This window comes from Azospirillum sp. NS33 (genome assembly GCF_059703765.1).
Genome location: NZ_BAAKJB010000005.1, coordinates 153714 through 172061 on the forward strand (window position 1 = coordinate 153714; position 18348 = coordinate 172061).

At 69.9% G+C, this 18348-nt stretch carries 17 protein-coding genes; 7 read left to right on the forward strand and 10 right to left on the reverse strand.

The annotated features are described in order from the left end of the window. Positions 1–22: 22 nt before the first annotated feature. Positions 23–943 carry a response regulator transcription factor gene (locus AC6H2I_RS07150; RefSeq protein WP_497499901.1) on the reverse strand — a complete coding sequence of 307 codons (921 nt, stop codon included), beginning with the start codon at positions 941–943 and terminating at the stop codon, positions 23–25. Then, on the reverse strand, positions 927–4253 hold the full coding sequence (locus tag AC6H2I_RS07155) for an ATP-binding protein (RefSeq protein ID WP_497499902.1): 3327 nt from the start codon (positions 4251–4253) through the stop codon (positions 927–929). The genes AC6H2I_RS07150 and AC6H2I_RS07155 overlap by 17 nt, the downstream gene beginning before the upstream one ends. A 388-nt stretch (positions 4254–4641) precedes the next feature. On the opposite strand from AC6H2I_RS07155, the gene urtA reads away from it, so the two are divergent. From urtA to AC6H2I_RS07190, 7 genes are all read left to right on the forward strand, one after another. Continuing rightward, positions 4642–5907 carry an urea ABC transporter substrate-binding protein gene (gene urtA, locus AC6H2I_RS07160; RefSeq protein ID WP_497499903.1) on the forward strand — a complete coding sequence of 422 codons (1266 nt, stop codon included), beginning with the start codon at positions 4642–4644 and terminating at the stop codon, positions 5905–5907. Between the two features lie 75 nt (positions 5908–5982). Beyond that, a complete protein-coding gene (gene urtB, locus AC6H2I_RS07165) occupies positions 5983–6906 on the forward strand; it encodes an urea ABC transporter permease subunit UrtB (protein ID WP_497499904.1) in 924 nt (307 codons plus the stop codon). 4 nt (positions 6907–6910) lie between these two features. Further along, on the forward strand, positions 6911–8029 hold the full coding sequence (gene urtC, locus AC6H2I_RS07170; protein WP_497499905.1) for an urea ABC transporter permease subunit UrtC: 1119 nt from the start codon (positions 6911–6913) through the stop codon (positions 8027–8029). A gap of 15 nt (positions 8030–8044) precedes the next feature. Beyond that, positions 8045–8857: an urea ABC transporter ATP-binding protein UrtD gene (gene urtD / locus AC6H2I_RS07175; protein ID WP_497499906.1), complete on the forward strand. Its 813-nt coding sequence runs from the start codon at positions 8045–8047 to the stop codon at positions 8855–8857. 33 nt (positions 8858–8890) lie between these two features. Further along, positions 8891–9580, forward strand: coding sequence for an urea ABC transporter ATP-binding subunit UrtE (urtE, locus tag AC6H2I_RS07180; protein ID WP_497499907.1), 690 nt, complete (start codon positions 8891–8893; stop codon positions 9578–9580). 72 nt (positions 9581–9652) lie between these two features. Continuing rightward, positions 9653–10882, forward strand: a complete 1230-nt coding sequence (gene fmdA, locus AC6H2I_RS07185) for a formamidase (protein WP_497499908.1) — start codon at positions 9653–9655, stop codon at positions 10880–10882. Between the two features lie 98 nt (positions 10883–10980). Continuing rightward, positions 10981–11337 carry an FmdB family zinc ribbon protein gene (locus AC6H2I_RS07190; RefSeq protein ID WP_497499909.1) on the forward strand — a complete coding sequence of 119 codons (357 nt, stop codon included), beginning with the start codon at positions 10981–10983 and terminating at the stop codon, positions 11335–11337. Positions 11338–11359: 22 nt separating this feature from the next. Here the strand turns inward: AC6H2I_RS07190 and AC6H2I_RS07195 are convergent, their stop codons facing one another. The 8 genes from AC6H2I_RS07195 to AC6H2I_RS07230 all read right to left on the reverse strand — a co-directional run bounded on the left by AC6H2I_RS07195 (position 11360) and on the right by AC6H2I_RS07230 (position 18182). Continuing rightward, on the reverse strand, positions 11360–12445 hold the full coding sequence (locus AC6H2I_RS07195) for a LacI family DNA-binding transcriptional regulator (protein ID WP_497499910.1): 1086 nt from the start codon (positions 12443–12445) through the stop codon (positions 11360–11362). A gap of 19 nt (positions 12446–12464) precedes the next feature. After that, the gene (locus AC6H2I_RS07200) at positions 12465–13493 is read right to left on the reverse strand and encodes a deacylase (protein ID WP_497499911.1); all 1029 of its coding nucleotides are present in this window, start codon (positions 13491–13493) and stop codon (positions 12465–12467) included. A 70-nt stretch (positions 13494–13563) separates the two neighbouring features. Then, positions 13564–13908 carry a RidA family protein gene (locus AC6H2I_RS07205; protein WP_497499912.1) on the reverse strand — a complete coding sequence of 115 codons (345 nt, stop codon included), beginning with the start codon at positions 13906–13908 and terminating at the stop codon, positions 13564–13566. Between the two features lie 41 nt (positions 13909–13949). Beyond that, positions 13950–14738, reverse strand: a complete 789-nt coding sequence (locus AC6H2I_RS07210) for a transporter substrate-binding domain-containing protein (protein ID WP_497499913.1) — start codon at positions 14736–14738, stop codon at positions 13950–13952. A gap of 44 nt (positions 14739–14782) precedes the next feature. Continuing rightward, positions 14783–15511 carry an amino acid ABC transporter ATP-binding protein gene (locus AC6H2I_RS07215; protein WP_497499914.1) on the reverse strand — a complete coding sequence of 243 codons (729 nt, stop codon included), beginning with the start codon at positions 15509–15511 and terminating at the stop codon, positions 14783–14785. After that, positions 15498–16148 (reverse strand): amino acid ABC transporter permease, encoded by a 651-nt coding sequence (locus tag AC6H2I_RS07220; RefSeq protein WP_497499915.1) that lies wholly within the window; start codon positions 16146–16148, stop codon positions 15498–15500. The genes AC6H2I_RS07215 and AC6H2I_RS07220 overlap by 14 nt, the downstream gene beginning before the upstream one ends. Positions 16149–16163: 15 nt before the next feature. Continuing rightward, positions 16164–16832: an amino acid ABC transporter permease gene (locus AC6H2I_RS07225; RefSeq protein ID WP_497499916.1), complete on the reverse strand. Its 669-nt coding sequence runs from the start codon at positions 16830–16832 to the stop codon at positions 16164–16166. 21 nt (positions 16833–16853) lie between these two features. Continuing rightward, positions 16854–18182: an alanine racemase gene (locus tag AC6H2I_RS07230; RefSeq protein ID WP_497499918.1), complete on the reverse strand. Its 1329-nt coding sequence runs from the start codon at positions 18180–18182 to the stop codon at positions 16854–16856. Positions 18183–18348: the final 166 nt, after the last annotated feature.

The following is an 18348-nucleotide window of genomic DNA, read 5'->3' on the forward strand; positions in this document are numbered from 1 at the left end:
AGCCGCCGCCGCGCCCGGGCCCCTACGCCGCCTCGCCCATGGTGCGGATCGCCAGGGTGGCGGCGGCGGTGCGGTTCTCGACGCCGAGCTTGGCGAAGATCGTCTCGAGGTGCTTGTTGACCGTGCGCGGGCTGAGCCCGAGGATCTCGGCGATGTCCCGGTTCGGCTTGCCGCGGGCCAGCCACAGCAGCACCTCCGCCTCGCGCGCGGTCAGCGCCAGCCGCTCCTTCAGCATGCCCTCGGGACCGCCCGCCGTCGCCTCGGCGAGTCGCAGCAGGTGCTCGTCCGGCCCGATCCGGCCGACATAGGCGACGCGCACGGCGCGGCTGCCGTCGCCGGCCAGCAGCGGGCCGTCGGCGGGGCCGTGGGCGGCGCTGGCCGCCAGCCAGACGCCGACATCGGGCGGCAGGGCCGCGTCCGGGGCGCCCAGCACCTCGGCCAGCAGCTGGGCCGCCTGGGGCGTGCACCAGCGCACGCGGCCCGCGGTGTCGGCGGCGAACAGGAACCGCCCGGTGGCGTCCAGGGCGACGCGGGCGCTGCGCGTCATCCGCGCGTTGGCCAGGTGGACGCGGGTGCGGGCGATCAGCTCGCGCGGGATGATCGGCTTGGTGACGTAGTCGGTGCCGCCGGCCTCGAAGCCGCGCACCACATGCTCGGTCTCGCTCAGCCCGGTCATGAAGATGACGGGCAGGTCGGCGAGGTGGCCCCGGCTCTTCAGCCGCCGGCAGGTCTCGAAGCCGTCCATGCCCGGCATCACCGCGTCGAGCAGCACGATGTCCGGCGTGATGCGGTCGAGGAGCTCCAGCGCCGCCGGCCCGTCGAGGGCGACCAGCACGGTCAGCCCCGCCTCCTCCAGCGCGTCGGTCAGCAGGCTCAGGGAATCCGGAGCGTCGTCGACGACGAGGACGATGTCGCGCGAGGCGACGTCATTCGACCCGGACACGCATACCCTCCAGCGTTGCCATGAAGCGTTTGAGATCGAAGTCGCGCACCAGGGCGCGCAAGGACGCCGTCGCCTCGGCGTGCTCCGCCTCCTCGGCGTCGATGGCGTCCAGCTTGGCGAGGATGCCGCGGACGTAGCCGATGGCGCCCAGGCTCTGCAGCTCGTCGAGGTGGCGCGGCGGCAGCGGCACCGCCGGCCGCCGCTCCGGCCCGCCGGGCTCCGGCGCGTCGCGGCGCACCCACTCCACGCCCAGCAGGGTGCCGATGGTGTCGACCAGCAGGTCGAGGTCGACCGGCTTCAGCAGGAAGTCGTCGTGGGGGTCGCCGTCGCCGCGGCGGTATTCGTGGCCGTTGGCCGAGATCATGACGATGGCGGTGCGCTGCGGCCCGCGCTCGCGCAGCGCCCGGGCCACCTCCCAGCCGTCGATGTCGGGCATGGAGATGTCCAGCAGCACCAGGTCGGGCCGCCCCGACTCGGCCATGTCCAGGCAGGTCGCCCCGTCGGGCGCGGTCTGCACCAGGAACCCCAGCGGCACCAGCAGGTCGCGCAGCAGGTCGCGGTGGTCGACGTCGTCGTCGGCCACCAGCACGACGATGCGCCGCCCGTGGTAGCCCACCGCGCGGGTCGGCCGCCCGTCGCGGCGCGGCTCGGTCACCTCCGGCAGGTGCAGCTTGACGCGGAAGACGCTGCCCTGCCCCACCGTGCTGGACACCGAGATCTGGCCGCCCAGCACCTCGGCCAGCAGCTTGGTGATGGTCAGCCCCAGGCCGATGCCGGGCAGCCGCCGCACGCCGGCGTCGCTGCCCCGCTCGAACGGCTCGAAGATGCGCTCGCTGTCCTCGGGCGGAATGCCGGGGCCGCTGTCCGCGACCTCGAATTCCGCCACCTGGCTGCGGTAGCGCAGGCGCAGCGCCACGTGGCCGCCGCGGGTGAACTTCACCGCGTTGGACAGCAGGTTGAACAGGATCTGGCGCAGCCGCCGCTCGTCGGTGCGCACGGCGACCGGCAGGCTGTCGGGACGCTCGTAGCGGAACTGCAGGCCCTTGGCTTCCGCCTGCATGCGGAACATCCCGGCGAACTGCTCCAGGAACTCGCCGATGCGCACCTCGTCGCGGTACAGCTTCACGTGGCCCGCCTCGATGCGCGAGATGTCCAGCAGCCCCTCGATGAGGCCGGACAGGTGCTCCGACGACCGCCGCATCACCCGCACCGCGTCACGGCGGTGCGGCGGGATGCTGTCGTCGGCGTCGAGGAGCTGGGCGTAGCCGAGGATGGCGTTCAGCGGCGCGCGCAGCTCGTGGCTGATGCCGACGACGTAGCGGGTCTTGGCGAGGTTGGCCGATTCCGCCGCCTCCTTGGCCTTCTGCAACGCCGCGTCGGTGCGCTCGTGGGCGGCGATCTCCTGCAGCAGCAGCCCGGTCTGGCGGCGCGATTCCTCCTCGGCGACGCTGCGGCTCTCCTGGGCCAGGACGAACAGCCAGGCCGCCACCCCGGCGACGATGGCGAGGATGACGAAGACCATCCAGAAGCCGCGGCGCAGCATGGAGAGATCGGCGTCGCCCCCCGTCAGCGCCAGATTGGCGTGGATCAGCAGCAGCACCGCGCCCAGCACGGTGTAGGAGACGGCCAGCAGCGCCAGGTAGTGGCCGAAGCGGGAGTTGAGGCGGGCCGCCAGGCGCGCCGGCAGGACCGCCCGCACCAGGTCCTGGATCTGGTCCGACAGCCGCGCCCGCGGCTTGCAGCCGTCCTGGCAGCGCGCGTCGAGGGTGCAGCAGAGCGAGCAGATCGCCCCGTCGTACGCCGGGCAGAAGGCCATGTCGGCCGGCTCGAAGCGGTGGCGGCAGATGCAGCAGCGCACCATGGCCCCCACCCCCGCCGGCGGTTCCGTGGAGGGGCGGGCGAGGTAGTAGCGCCCCCCCGTGAGGGCGGCCAGCGCCGGCGCGGCGACGAAGGCGGTGCCCAGCGCCACGAACGCGGTGAAGGCCTGGGGCACGGCCCCGAACAGCCCGCTGTGGGCGCACCCCGCCACCAGCACCGCCAGCGCCATGGCGCCCGGGCCCACGGGGTTGATGTCGTAGAGGTGGGCGCGCTTGAACTCGATGTGGCGCGGGCTCAGCCCCAGCGGCTTGCTCACCGTCAGGTCGGCCACCATGGCGCCGACCCAGGCGATGGCGACCACGGAGTAGAGGGCGAGGATCTGCTCCAGCGAGGAGTAGACGCCGAACACCATCAGCAGCGTGGCGATGACCACGTTGAACACCAGCCAGACGACCCGGCCGGGATGGCTGTGGGTCAGCCGGGAAAAGAAGTTCGACCACGCCAGCGACCCCGCATAGGCGTTGGTGACGTTGATCTTGAGCTGGCAGACGATGACGAACACGCCGGTCACCGCCACCGCCGCGGTGCCGCCGGGACCCAGCATGGCGCCGAAGGCGGCGAGGTACATCTGCGTCGGCTCGGCCGCCAGCTCCGGTTCGAGGCCGTTGCCCAGGGTCAGCACCACCAGGAAGGAGCCGGCCAGCAGCTTCAGGGTGCCGACGACGGCCCAGCCCGGCCCGGCCGCCAGCAGCGCCACCCACCACATGGGCTTGCCCTCGCGCCGCGGCAGGAAGCGCAGGAAGTCCACCTGCTCGCCGATCTGCGCCACCAGGGAGCAGAGGATGGTGGTCGCGGCGCCGAACTTGAGTAGGTCGAAGCCGTCCGGGGCCGGCGCGTCGAAGCCGGTCCATTGCGCCACCAGCTCCGGCCGCTCGACCATCAGCCAGCCGAAGGGCAGGACCTGCAGCGCCACCCACAGCGGCTGGGTCCACACCTGGAAGCGGCTGATGAAGGTGATGCCGTGGGTCACCAGCGGGATCACCACCGCCGCCCCGAGCAGATAGCCCAGCAGCCGCGGGATGCCGAAGCAGAGCTCCAGCGCCTGGGCCAGGATCACCCCCTCCAGGGCGAAGAACAGGAAGGTGAAGGAGGCGTAGATCAGCGAGGTGATGGTCGAGCCGATGTAGCCGAAGCCCGCGCCGCGCGTCAGCAGGTCGATGTCGACGCCGTAGCGGACGGCGTGGTGGGCGATCGGGACGCTGGTGAGGAAGATCACCAGACCGGCCACCAGGATCGCCGGCACCGCGTTGTCGAACCCGTAGGCCAGCGTCACCGTGCCGCCGATCGCCTCCAGCGCCAGGAAGGAGATGGCCCCCAGCGCGGTGTTGGCCACCCGCATCGGCGACCATCGCCGCGCGCTCTCCGCCGTGAAGCGCAGCGCGTAGTCCTCGAGCGTCTGGTTCGCCACCCACTGATTGTAGCGCCTGCGCACCCGGACGATTTTCTGACGCGCTATCAACCTGCCCCCCTGCGGCGCCGGACTGAAGCAGCAGAACCAAAAGATGCCGGTGGCGCCCCCGCGAACGATAGATCGTTCACCAAGTCTCTTCAAGCATATTGCGTCGCATCGATTGAGGGAACGTCTGACGGTTCACTTGGACATATCACTTATTTCTACAAAGCCCAAGCGATAGGCAGGATTTTCCATTTCACATTGGAGGGTAATGCAAGGGGCTCGTCGCGACCATACGTCATTTAACGTATTGCTGCGCTGCGGCATCGGGCGGAACGTTGGCACCACCGCACGGACCCTCGACGGTCCGCTGCCCGGAACACCCGCACACCCGGAACACCCGCACACAATGAACAGGAGAGGGATCATGTCTCACAACGGCATGAAGATGGGTCTCGCGTCGCCGCTGCGCCGCAAGCTCCTGATGGGCATGGCGGCCCTGCCGGCCGCCGCGATGCTGCCGGCGGTGGCGCGGGCGCAGACGCCGGCCACCGCCGCCATCAACACCACCGGCCTGGCCGTCACCGACAGCACGGTGAAGGTCGGCATCCTGCATTCGGTCACCGGCACCATGTCGATCTCCGAGACAGGTTCGGTGCAGGCGGAGAAGCTGGCGATCGAGCAGATCAACGCCATGGGCGGCGTGCTCGGCCGCAAGATCGAGTTCATCCAGGAGGATGGCGCCAGCGACTGGCCGACCTTCGCCGAGAAGGCCAAGAAGCTGCTGGTCCAGGACAAGGTGGCGTCGGTGTTCGGCTGCTGGACCTCCGCCTCGCGCAAGGCGGTGCTGCCGGTGTTCGAGCAGTACAACGGCATGCTCTACTATCCCACCTTCTACGAGGGCCTGGAGCAGTCGAAGAACGTCATCTACACCGGGCAGGAGGCGACGCAGCAGATCATCGCCGGGCTCGACTGGGTGGTCAAGGAGAAGGGCGCCAAGAGCTTCTACCTCCTCGGTTCCGACTACATCTGGCCGCGCACCTCCAACAAGATCGCGCGCAAGCACATCGAGAACGTGCTGGGTCTGAAGGTCGCCGGCGAGGAGTACTTCCCGCTCGGGCACACCCAGTTCAACAGCGCCATCAACAAGATCAAGCTGCGCAAGCCCGACGTGATCTACGCCATCATCGTCGGCGGCTCGAACGTCGCCTTCTACAAGCAGCTCAAGGCGGCCGGCTTCGACCTGGAGAAGGGGCAAACCCTGCTGACCATCTCGGTGACCGAGGACGAGATCCGCGGCATCGGCGGCGAGAACATCGTCGGCGCCTACGCCTGCATGAAATACTTCCAGTCCCTGGAGAACGAGAACAACAAGGCGTTCGTCAAGGCCTTCAAGGACATGTGGGGCCAGGACATGGTGATCGGCGACGTCACCCAGGCGGCCTATCTCGGGCCCTGGCTGTGGAAGCTGACGGTGGAGAAGGCGGGCAGCTTCGACATCGACAAGATCGCCGCGGCCTCGCCGGGGATCGAGTTCACCGGGGCGCCGGAAGGCTACGTGCGCATCCACGACAACCATCACCTGTGGAGCAAGACCCGGGTCGGGCGGGTGCAGGGCGACGGCCAGTTCGACGTCATCTACGAGACCGCCGACCTGGTGGAGCCGGATCCCTTCCCCAAGGGCTACCAGTAAGCCGGACCCTTCGTCCCCACCCGCCCCCGGGCGGGTGGGGGCGGCACCGCCGCACCTCCAGGGGGAGTCCTGCCCATGATGGGATACTCGCTCGGCGAATTCGGCTCCATCCTCGCGATGCAGGCCTTCGCCGGATTGATCCTCTTCTCCGTCTTCGTCCTCATGGCGCTCGGGCTGGCGATCATCTTCGGCCAGATGGGCGTCATCAACATGGCCCACGGCGAGTTCATGATCCTCGGGGCCTACGTCACCTATCTCTGCGGCAACCTTTTCCAGACCGCCCTGCCCTGGGCCTACCCCGCCTATTTCTTCGTCGCCATCGTGCTGGCCTTCCTGGCGTCGGGGGCGCTGGGACTGCTGGTGGAATGGCTGCTGATCCGCCACCTCTACGCCCGGCCGCTCGACACCCTGCTGGCCACCTGGGGGCTGAGCCTGGTGCTGCAGCAGCTCTACCGCTCGATCTTCGGGGCGCGCGAGGTCGGCGTGGAACTGCCGGAGTGGCTGATGGGCTCGCTGCCGGTCACCGACATCATCGAGGTCCAGATCAACGGCCTCTTCGTGATGGGGCTGACGGCCCTCATCACCGTCGGCGTCTTCCTGCTGCTGTTCCGCTCGCGCTGGGGCCTGCAGGTGCGCGCCGTCACCGTCAACCGCACCATGAGCGGCGCCGTCGGAATCGACACGCGGCGCATCGACCGCCTGACCTTCGGCCTGGGCTGCGGGGTCGCCGGGGTGGCCGGCAGCGCCTTCACCATGATCGGCTCCACCGGGCCGACGGCCGGGCAGCTCTACATCGTCGACACCTTCCTGGTGGTCGTGTTCGGCGGCGCCCAGAGCCTGATCGGCACGATCGCCTCGGCGCTGACCATCTCCCAGTCCCAGTCGACGCTCGAGTTCTTCCTCAGCGGCTCGACCGCCAAGGTGATCACCCTGCTGTTCGTCATCGGACTCCTCATGGTGCGCCCGCAAGGCCTCTTCGTCCTCAAGGTCCGGAGGTAGAGCCATGTCGAAATCCCTCCTCGGCGCCCGCACCGGCGAGCTGCTGGCCTACGCCGCCGCCGCCGCCGTCATCCTCGTGCTGTTCCCCCTGCTGTTCGACAACTTCCGCCTCAACCTGATCGGCAAGTACCTGACCTTCGCCTTCGTCGCGGTGGGGCTGGTGCTGTGCTGGGGCTACACCGGGGTGCTGAGCCTGGGCCAGGGCCTGTTCTTCGGCATCGGCGGCTACGGCATGGCGATGTTCCTGAAGCTGGAGGCCTCGACCCCCGAGAACACGGCCATCCAGTCGACCCCCGGCATCCCCGACTTCATGGACTGGAACCAGATCACCGAGTTGCCGTGGTTCTGGGAGCCGTTCCATTCCTTCCCGCTGACCGTGGTGGCGCTGTTCGTGGTGCCGGCGGCGGCGGCGTACCTGATCGGCGCCGCCATGTTCAAGCGGCGGGTGGGCGGCGTCTACTTCGCCATCATCACCCAGGCCCTGGCGGCGGTCGCCACCATCCTGATCATCGGCCAGCAGGGCTACACCGGCGGGGTCAACGGCATCACCGACCTGCGCACGCTGATGGGCTGGGACATCCGCACCGACGACGCGCGCGTGGTCCTCTACTTCGTCAACGGCGCGCTGCTGTTCGCCTGCATGCTGGCGGCCCGGGCCATGCTGGCCAGCAAGCTCGGCCGCATCCTCGTCGCCATCCGCGACAAGGAGGAGCGGGTGCGCTTCTCCGGCTACGACGTGGCCAACTTCAAGATCTTCGCCTTCTGCGCCGCGGCGGTGATCTCGGCGCTGGGCGGGGCGATGTTCACCCTCCAGGTCGGCTTCATGTCGCCGTCGATCATCGGCATCGTGCCGTCGATCGAGATGGTCATCTTCTGCGCCGTCGGCGGCCGGCTCTCCATCGTCGGCGCGGTGTTCGGGGCGCTGCTGGTCAACGCCGCCAAGACCACCTTCTCCGAGCAGTTCCCCGAGCTGTGGCTGTTCGGCCTGGGCGGCCTGTTCATCGCCGTGGTGCTGTTCTTCCCGCGCGGCGTCGCCGGCCTGGTCAACGACTGGACGCCGGTGCTCCGGGCGCGCCTCACCCGCACCCCGCTGCCCCCCGCCCAGACCCACCCCGCCGAATAGGGAGGACGGACCATCATGTCGGCTCACCCCGCCACCGCCGCTGCCGCTGCCTCTGACGGCACCACCGTCACCACCCCGGCCACCGCCACCGCCAACGACTTCCTGCTGGCGGTGGAGGGGCTCACCGTGTCGTTCGACGGCTTCAAGGCGGTCAACGACCTCAGCCTCTACATCGACCGCGGCGAGCTGCGCGTCATCATCGGCCCCAACGGGGCCGGCAAGACCACCGTGCTCGACCTCATCTGCGGGCGCACCAAGGCGACCTCCGGCTCCGTCCGCTTCAAGGGCACCGAGGTCACCACCTTGCGCGAGCACGAGATCGTGCGCCTGGGCATCGGGCGGAAGTTCCAGACCCCGTCGATCTACGAGGACCTGACGGTGTTCGAGAACCTGGAGATCTCCTACCCCCGCGGCCGCGGCGTGTTCGGCGCGCTCGGCTTCCGCCGCAGCGCCGAGGTGGTGGCGCGGGTGCGCGAGGTGGCGGAGACCATCTTCCTGGAGTCCCACCTCGACCAGCGCGCGGAGACCCTGAGCCACGGCCAGAAGCAGTGGCTGGAGATCGGCATGCTGCTGATCCAGGACCCCGAACTGCTGATGCTCGACGAGCCGGTCGCCGGCATGAGCGTGGCGGAGCGCGCGCGCACCGCGGAACTGCTCAACCGCATCACGACGGGTCGCGCCGTGGTGGTGATCGAGCACGACATGGGATTCGTGGAGAAGATCGCCCACCGCGTGACCGTGCTGCACCAGGGCAAGACCCTGGCCGAAGGCAGCATGGAGACGGTGCAGGCGAATCCGCGGGTCCGCGAAGTCTATCTCGGCCACTGAGCCATCGCCACCAAGCCCTCGGGGAGACCCTCCATGCTCGACATCCAGGACCTGCACGTCAGCTACGGCCAGAGCGAGGTGCTCCACGGCATCGACCTCACGGTGGCACCGGGCGAGATCGTCGCGGTGGTCGGCCGCAACGGCATGGGCAAGTCGACGCTGATGAAGTCGCTGATCGGCGTGCTGCCCGCCGGCCGCGGCGCCATCCGCGTCGGCGGCACCGACGTGACGGCCCAGCCCAGCCACATGCGCGTCAAGAGTGGCCTGGGCTACGTGCCCCAGGGCCGCCAGATCTTCGGCACCATGACGGTGAAGGAGAACATCGAGACCGGGCTGGTGGTGACCGGCCGCTCCGCCGTGCCCGGCGAGCTCTACGAGCTGTTCCCCATCCTCCAGGAGTTCTCCGGGCGGCGCGGCGGCAACCTGTCGGGCGGCCAGCAGCAGCAGCTGGCGATCGCCCGGGCGCTGGCCAGCGACCCCTCGGTGCTGCTGCTGGACGAGCCGACCGAAGGCATCCAGCCCTCCATCATCAAGGAAATCGCCCGCAAGCTGCGCGACATCCGCGACTCCCGCAACCTGTGCATCGTCGTGTGCGAGCAGGTGCTGAGCTTCGTGCTCGATGTCGCCGACCGCATCCTCGTGATCGAGAACGGCCGGATCGTCCATGCCGACCGCCGCGACCGCGTGGATGAAGCGACGATCGCCGGCTACCTGGCGGTCTGACCCCCCGGCGGGCGCCCCCGGTCCGGACCTGGGCGCCGCCACACCAGAGACGATTCAGGGAGATCAACAACCATGGCCGACACGCTCATCAAGGTCGATCTGTCGAGCTCGCCCTACGACAACGACATGATCCACAACCGCTGGCACCCCGACATCCCGATGGTGGCGTGGGTCAATCCCGGCGACGACTTCATCGTCGAGTGCTTCGACTGGACCGGCGGGCAGATCAGCAACGACGACAACGCCGCCGACGTGCGCGACGTCGACCTGAGCCAGGTCCACTTCCTCTCCGGCCCGATCGGCGTCAAGGGGGCGGAGCCGGGCGACCTGCTGGTGGTCGACCTGCTCGACATCGGCGCCTTCCCCAGCCAGACCTGGGGCTTCAACGGCTTCTTCTCCAAGCAGAACGGCGGCGGCTTCCTCACCGACCATTTCCCCCAGGCGCAGAAGTCGATCTGGGACATCTCCGGCGTCTACACCCACTCCCGCCACGTGCCGGGTGTCCGCTTCGCCGGGTTGGTCCACCCCGGCCTGATCGGCTGCCTGCCCTCGGCCGACCTGCTGGCCAAGTGGAACACCCGCGAGATGGCGCTGATGGAGACGGCGCCCACCCGGGTGCCGCCACTGGCCAACCCGCCCTACGCGCCGACCGCCCACATGGGCCGGCTCAAGGGCGACGCCCGCGACCTCGCCGCCGCCGCCGGTGCGCGCACCGTGCCGCCGCGCGAGCACGGCGGCAACTGCGACATCAAGGACCTGTCGCGCGGCTCCAAGGTCTATTTCCCGGTCTACGTCGACGGTGGCGGGCTGTCGCTGGGCGACCTGCACTTCAGCCAGGGCGACGGCGAGATCACCTTCTGCGGCGCCATCGAGATGGCCGGCTGGGTGCACATGAAGGTGAGCCTGATCAAGGACGGCGTCGCCAAGTACGGCATCAAGAACCCGATCTTCAAGCCCAGCCCGATCACCCCGACCTACAACGACTATCTCATCTTCGAGGGCATCTCGGTGGACGAGGCCGGGACCCAGCACTACCTGGACGTCCACGTCGCCTACCGCCAGGCGTGCCTCAACGCCATCGAGTACCTGAAGAAGTTCGGCTACAGCGGGGCCCAGGCCTACGCCATCCTCGGCACGGCACCGGTGCAGGGGCACATCAGCGGCGTGGTCGACATCCCCAACGCCTGCGCCACCCTGTTCCTGCCGACCGAGATCTTCGACTTCGACATCCGCCCCAACGCCGACGGGCCGACCAAGTTCGTCGACGGCAGCGTCGACGTGCCGCTGGCGCCGGACCTCTGAGGTCCAACGCCCCGCCCTGCCAGTGCCAGACCTTCCCCTCTCCCCCTGCGGGGAGAGGGGGCCTTTTCCCGCAGTCCCCGCCACACCGGAGTCCGGCGATGCCGATGTACGAGTACCTGTGCGACCAGTGCGGCCCCTTCACCGATCTCCAGCCGATGGCCCGCTCGGCCGAGCCGGCGTGCTGCCCGGAGTGCGGCGACGCGGCGCCGCGCGTCATCCTGACCGCGCCGCGGTTCAGCCTGCTCGACGGCGCCACCCGCCGCGCGGTGGAGACCAACGAACGCAGCGCCCACGCCCCGGTGGGACACGCGGAGTACAAGGAGAGCCGGGCGCGCACGCACGGCGCCGGCTGCTCCTGCTGCTCCGGCACCACGGCCCTGCGCTCCGCCGTGGTGACGGGCAAGGACGGCTCCAAGGCCTTCCCCACCAAGCGGCCCTGGATGATCAGCCACTGAGGTGGGCCACCGCGTGTGAGTCTCACACGCTGCCGCACTCGACCAGGGTGAGGTCGAGGACGTCGGTGGTGGCCGCCGGCGCCTCGCCCCGCAGACGTGCCAGCAGCAGGGCGCCGGCCCGACGACCGAGATCACGGCTGTCGATGCCGATGGTGGACAACCCCGGAGCCACCTCCTCGGCCACGTCGGCGTCACCAAAGCCCAGAATGGCCAGGTCCTCGGGCACGCGTAGGCAGCGGTGGCGCGCCTCCACGAGCGCGCCGATGGCCAGAAGGTCGTTGGCGCAGAACACCGCCTCGACGTCCGGCGCCTCTCCCAGCAGGTCGGCCAGGGCGGCGCGCCCGTCGGCCACGCCGTCGACCCGGTCGACCGACCGTTCCGCCACGACCTCCAGGCCGCCCGCCCGCGCGCCCTCCCGGAAGCCGGCGAGACGCAGTGCCCCGCGGCCGCTGCGGCGGCCGATGAACGCGACCCGCCGATGGCCCCGGGCGGCGAAATGCTCCGCGGCACCACGTCCGCAGTCCATGTTCGAAAATCCCACCAGCAGGTCAATGGGGTCCCGCGGATAAGCCCAGGTCTCCATCACCGGAATGCCGAGGTCCTTCAGAGCCTGCCGGTTCTCCTCGATCTCGATGACGCCCGTGAACATCACAGCGGCCGGGCGCAGCGCCCGCAGGCTGTCGATCATGCTCGTCTCCTTGGCGTAGGAGTACGAGGTCTGGCCGATCATGAGCTGGTAGCCCTGCGGCTCCAGGATCTCCGCGCAGCCCTGGACCGCACGGCAGAACGGCTGGCTGAGAATGTTGGATACGAAGGCCGCGACGATGGTCGAATGGCCGGAACGCAGGGCGCGGGCGTGGGGGTTTGAGGCGTAGCCGGTCCGCTCCACCACCTCCAGGATGCGCCGGCGCTTCTCCTCCGCCACCTTTTCCGGCTGGCGCAGGGCGCGCGACACGGTGATGGGCGACACCCCGGCCAGACGCGCCACCTCGTCGATGCGCGGCGGACGACCGGGGCGCGGCGGCGCGGCTCCGGGAGCCCCCGGCGCGGTGACGCGGACGACCTCGTCGATGCTCGGCGGGCGCCGCATCACGTCTCGACCGCTCATGCCACTCGCTTCCCCCTGCTCACGCCGCGGCGAAAACCGCGTCGTCGACCGGACGCGCGACCTGGATCAGGCAGTCGCCCACGTCGCTGTCGGTGTGCAGGCGCCGCGAAATGACGACCCCGCCCTCGCGGAACCGCAATTCCTCCTCGGGCGCGTCGAGCCGCGTCAGATCGTGGTACCAGCCGGCGACGTCCCCGGCGGCGACACGGGCACCGAGCTCGACCGCCGGTTCGAACCAACCGCGCCGGTGCGCATAGACCAGCTGGTCCTGGTTGTCGAGCGCCAAGAGTTGCATCGGCTCCACCTCAGCCACCGTTGGTCGGAGCACCGGCGCCTCGACGCTGCCGAGGGTCACCAGCAGGCCGTCGATGGCCCGGGCCGTGGCGGCCATGGTCGCCGGCGTCACCGTGCCGCCCCCGCCGAACTCGCCGCTGAGGCCGATGGCCCCGGCCCGGGCCGCCGCCGCCATGGAGGTCGGCGCCGCAGCCCCGTTCTCCGCGACGAAGCCATAGGGCATGCCGAGCGCCCGCATCAGGGCGATGGCCTGGCGCAGCCGGTCCGGCGGCCCCTGTCGCTCGATGAGGGCGCAAGGCAGATGCGCCATGCTGGTGCCGCCGGCATGGATGTCGAAGACCACGTCATGGCGGGGAAACAGCTCGTGTTCCAGGAAATGCGCCAGGCGCGCCGTCGGGGTGCCGCCGGCGTCGCCGGGAAAGGCCCGGTTGAGGTTCCCGTCGTCGAGGGGGGACCGGCGCCGCGCGGCGAGCACCGCTGGTGCGTTGGTGATTGGCAGGATGGTCAGTTCGCCGCGCACCGCCCTGGCGTCGAGGCGGCGGAAGATCTTGCCGAGAAGGAGCTCGCCCTCGTACTCGTCACCGTGGTTGCCGGCCATCAGAAGGATACGCGGCCCCGACCCGTTGCGGATGCGGCAGACCGGCACCTTGACCTGGTGGTAGGGCGACCGATCGATCGAGAAGGGGATGCTGATATGGCTCAGCGACTTCCCTTCGGCCGCGAAATCGAGCGCGTGGAACACGCCAGTGTGCATGGGATGAACACCTTTTCGCGCCGGCGGCGCGCCCATCGCGCCGCCGGCGTCCCGTTGGGAAATGGCCCCGTCAGAGGGCGGCCAGCGCCGTCATCTCGACCCGCAGGTCGGGATCCGCCAGCCGCGCCTCGACGCAGGCCCGCGCCGGCGGATTCGCCGGATCGATCCACGCGTCGTAGACCTCGTTCATGGCGTCGAAGTCGGTGATGTGCGGCAGGAACACGTTCACCGTGACCAGCTTCGAGCGGTCGCTGCCAGCCTCCGCCAGCAAGGCGTCGATCTTGGCCAGCACGCCGCGGGTCTGCTCCTGGATGGTGGCCTTGCGGTCGTCGGCGACCTGGCCGGCGATGTGGACCATGCCGTTGCTGACGACCGCCTGGCTCATGCGGGGGCCGACCTGGAATCTCTTGATCATCGATGTCCTCGTGGGTGGGTGCTGCGGGTGTCTGCCCCGCCTCACATCTGGGGCAGGGTCTGGGCTTCCTTGAACCACTTCAGCTGGATCGCCGCCAGCTTGCCGTTCAGCCGGTTCTGGAAGAGGAACGTGTTGATCCAGTTGAGGAAGTTCTGTTCACCCTGGCGCACCGCGGCGTGGGCCGGCGACTGGCGGATGAGGAACTTCAGGCCGACCTCCTTGCCCGGGTTGTCCTCGGCCACCTTCATGGTGATGGCGCTGTTCTCGGCGAAGGCCTCGACCTGGCCGGCCAGATAGGCGGCGATGGCGGCCGGCGTGTCCTCGAACCGGACGATGTTGGCGCCTTCGACGTTGTCGGTCAGCCAGACGTCCAGGGTGGAGCCCTTGGCGACGCCGATGCTGTGACCGGCGAGGGCGCCGGCGTCCTTGGTCGCCGCCATCGCCTGCGGTCCGTAGACGCCCAGGTTCACCGCGGCGTAGGGCTGGGAGAACATGACCTGCAAGGCCCGCTCCGACGTGGCACCGGCGGCGGCCACCAGGACGTCCACCTTGTCGGCCAGCAGGCTGGGGATGCGGTTGGCGCCGGTGAGCGCCACCAGTTCCAGGTCCACGCCCATGTCGGCGGCCATCAGCTTGGCCAGGTCGACGTCGAGGCCGGCCGCCTCCCCCTGGGCGTCCTTGAAGCCCCAGGGGGCGGCGTCCAGCAGCACGCCGACGCGCAGCGTGCCGGCGTCGAGCACGTTCTGAAGGGTGTCGGCCTTGACCGCGGCGGGAAGGGTGAGAAGGGCGCAGGCCACCGCGCCGGCGACCAGGCTGCGAAAGCGTGACATGGAAGTGCTCCTCTGTTCGGATGAGTGCGGCGTCTGCGGGACGCCTATTTGACGGCGCTGATGAAGCTCTTCAGTTCTGGCGTGCGCGGGTTGGCGAAGAGCGCGTCGGGCGGCCCCTCTTCCCAGACGCACCCCTGGTGCATGAAGACGATCTTGGTGGCGACGTCGCGGGCGAAGGCCATCTCGTGGGTCACCAGGACCATGGTCATACCCTGGCGGGCCATGTCCTCCATGACCTTGAGCACCTCGCCCACCAGCTCGGGGTCGAGGGCCGAGGTGACCTCGTCGAACAGCATCAGGTGCGGCCCCATGGCAAGGCAGCGGGCGATGGCGACGCGCTGCTGCTGGCCGCCCGAGAGCTGGTTGGGGTGGGCGTCGATCTTATCGGCCAGTCCGACCCGGCCCAGCACGTCGAGCGCCAGCGCCCGCCCCTCACCCTTGGCGATGCGACCGGTGAGCACGGGGGCGAGGGTGATGTTGCGCTCCACCGTCAGGTGGGGGAACAGGTTGAAGGCCTGGAAGACGATGCCGACCCGCTGGCGGAACCGGCGCAGGTTGGGCATGTCGGTGCGCACCGCCTGCCCCTCCACCAAGATCTCGCCCTCGTCGACGCGTTCAAGGGCGTTGATGCAGCGCAGAAGCGTCGACTTTCCCGACCCCGAGCGGCCGATGATGGTGACGATCTCGCCTTCGTTGACGTCCAGCGAGACCCCCTTGAGCACGGAGACCGAGCCGAAGCTCTTGCAGACGTTGCGGATTTCAACGAGCGCCATTGAGACGGGCCTCCAGGGAACGCGACCACAGGGTGAGCGGCAGGCAGGCGGCGAAGTAGATCGCCGCGACGATGGAGTAGACCAGCAGGGGCTGGAAGGTGGCGGCGCTGGCCAGCTGCCCGGCCCGCGCCAGCTCGACGAAGCCGACGATGGAGGCCAGGGAGGTTCCCTTGATGAGCTGCACCAGGAAGCCGACGGTCGGCGGCAGCGCCATGCGGAACGCCTGCGGGGCGATGACGTGGCGGAACTGCTGCCAGGTGCTCAGGCCGAGGCAGGCCGCCGCCTCCCACTGCTCCTGCTTGACCGCCTGGATGCCGCCCCGCCAGATCTCGCCGAGGAAGGCGGCGGTGTAGACCGTGAAGGCGATGCCGACGGCGACCAGCGGCGGCACCTGGATGCCGAGGAACATCGGCATGCCGAAGTAGAAGAACATGAGCAGGCCGAGCAGCGGCACGCCCTGGGCCAGCTGGAGGACCGCCATGGCCAGCCAGCGCACCGCCCGCAGCCGGCTGGTGCGCATCAGGGCCAGCCCAAGGCCGAGCGGCCCCCCGCAGGCGAGCGCGATGGCGACCAGGGCGACCGTCCATTGCAGGGCGGCGATCAGGGACAGGAGATCGGCGGCGGAAAAGGTGCGCATTGCGGATCTCCCAGGTCAGCGGCGTTCGGGCCAGCGGAAGGCGACGTGCGCCACCGCGGCGAACAGGGCCTTGAAGGCCATGACGAGGGCGAAGTAGATGCCGCAGACCACGGCGTAGACCTCGAAGCTGCGGTAGGTCCGGCTCTCCACGAAGCCAGCGGTGTGGAACAGCTCCTGCGCCGAGACCTGCGAGGCCAGCGAGGTGCCGAGGAGGAGAAGGACGAACTGGCTGGTGAAGGCGGGATAGACGGTGCGCAGGGCCGGCGGCAGGACGACGTGGCGGAACACCTCCCACCGCGTCAGGCCTAGGCACTGGCCGGCTTCCACCTGGCTCTTCGGAACGGCGTCCAAACCGGCCCGGAAGATCTCCACGCAGTAGGACCCGAAATAGAGACCCAGCGCGATCACCGCGGCCGAAAAGGACGACAGCTTCACCCCGAAATTGGGCAGGACGAAAAAGACCAGGAAGAGCTGGATCAGCGACGGGGTGTTGCGGATCACCTCGATGTAGCCGCGGATCGCCCAGCGCAGCGGCCGCGGCCCGCCGCGCACCGCGACCGCCCCAGCCATGCCGATGGTCACCCCGATCGCCGCGGCGGCCAGGGTCAGCACCAGGGTCAGCAGCGTGCCGTCGATGAAATGGTCCTGGTAGCGCCAGAGCTGCTGGAAGTTCAGGTTCGCCATGTCAGCCCCTCCCCACCCCGGTCAACCGAAGACCGTGCGGTAGGCCGCGACGACCCGACCGTCCCTGCCGAGGCCGAACACCACCCGCCAGCGGTCCAGGCAGGTGCAGGGATGGGAGATGCCGAACTCCACCACGTCGCCGACCGCCAGAGGGCTGGCCTCCGGCACGACGAGAAAGGCGTGCTGGTCGTTCAGACGGCTCACCCGCAGGTCGGCCGCGTCCCCGTCCGTGGCCACGTCCGTGGCCACGTCCCCGCCGCGATGAACCCGCAGCGGCCGTGGCAGCCCCTGGTCGAACGACGCGTCGCGCATGCCGAAGCCGCAGATCGCCAGCCCCGGCTCAGGACGCGACAGCACCTCCGCCCACAGCCGCAACGCCGGCCGGAAGCCCGCGCCGCCCGCCGCATCGGCGGCGGCGCCACAGCCGGCCGGCCAGCCCTTGCGCGCGGCCAACGCCCCGAGCGCGCGTTCGTAGACGCCATGATCATGGAAGAAGACCGCCCCGCTGCGCAGCACCAGGGTCATGTTGCCGTCACCCCGCGCCACCGGCGCCAGCGCCTCCACCACCAGATCGAAGAACGACGATCCGCCGGCGGTCAGGGTCAGGTGCCGGCGCGGCTCCACCGCGCGCACCAGCGCCAGGACCTCGGCCGCCAGCCCGAGCAGCGCCGCGATCGCCGCCGCCGTGGTGGCGGCGTCCGGCCCGGCGGCCGCCCCCTCGTAGGTGGCCACGCCGTCGAGGACGAGGCGCCCGCGCGTGTCATGGACCGCCCGGATCACCGCCTCCGCCGCCGCGCGATCGCGGGCGCCGCCGCGGCCGGCGCCGACCTCGACCAGCACGGGCATGCCGGTCCGGCCGGCACGCTCGGCCGCGGCGGCCAGGGCCGCGACCGCCGCCGGCGAATCGGCGAAGCACGTCAACTCGGCGGCGGGATGGGCGGCCAGGAGGGCGCCGAGATGGCGGCCGGCGGCAAGGCCGCCGACCTCGTTGGCGAGGATCAGCCGGGTGACGCCGGCGCGCAGGAGAACCGACGCCTGCTGGACATTGGCGACGGTGGCTCCCCACGCGCCGGCATCCACCAGACCCCGGGCGAGCTGCGGCGCCATCGGGGTCTTGGCGTGCGGAGCGAGAGCCACCCCCTGATGCCGGGCGTAGGCGACCATGCGGTCGCGGTTGGCGGCGTAGGCCTCCTCGTCGAGGGTGAGCACCGGAAGCGGCATGTCCCCAGCCGCCGGCCGCCACCCCGTGGTCCCGGCGTCACGCAGGCGCAGCGGACCCGCGTCGGGCGGCACCCCGCGGATGCTGTCGTCGAGCGGGCCGTCGAGCAGGGATTCCAGATAGGCGTTCATCGGCAGTCAAGCCCTGGCGAGGGAATGGAGGGGAGCCGCGTCCGGCGAATGATAACGTTATCATATCGCTCAAAACCGCATATGGCAACGTTATCATGTCAGAATTCTTTGACCGTTCACCAATGTCGGAAACCCCGGCCGCGGGCTGAGGCCGGGGGTTGCCGGG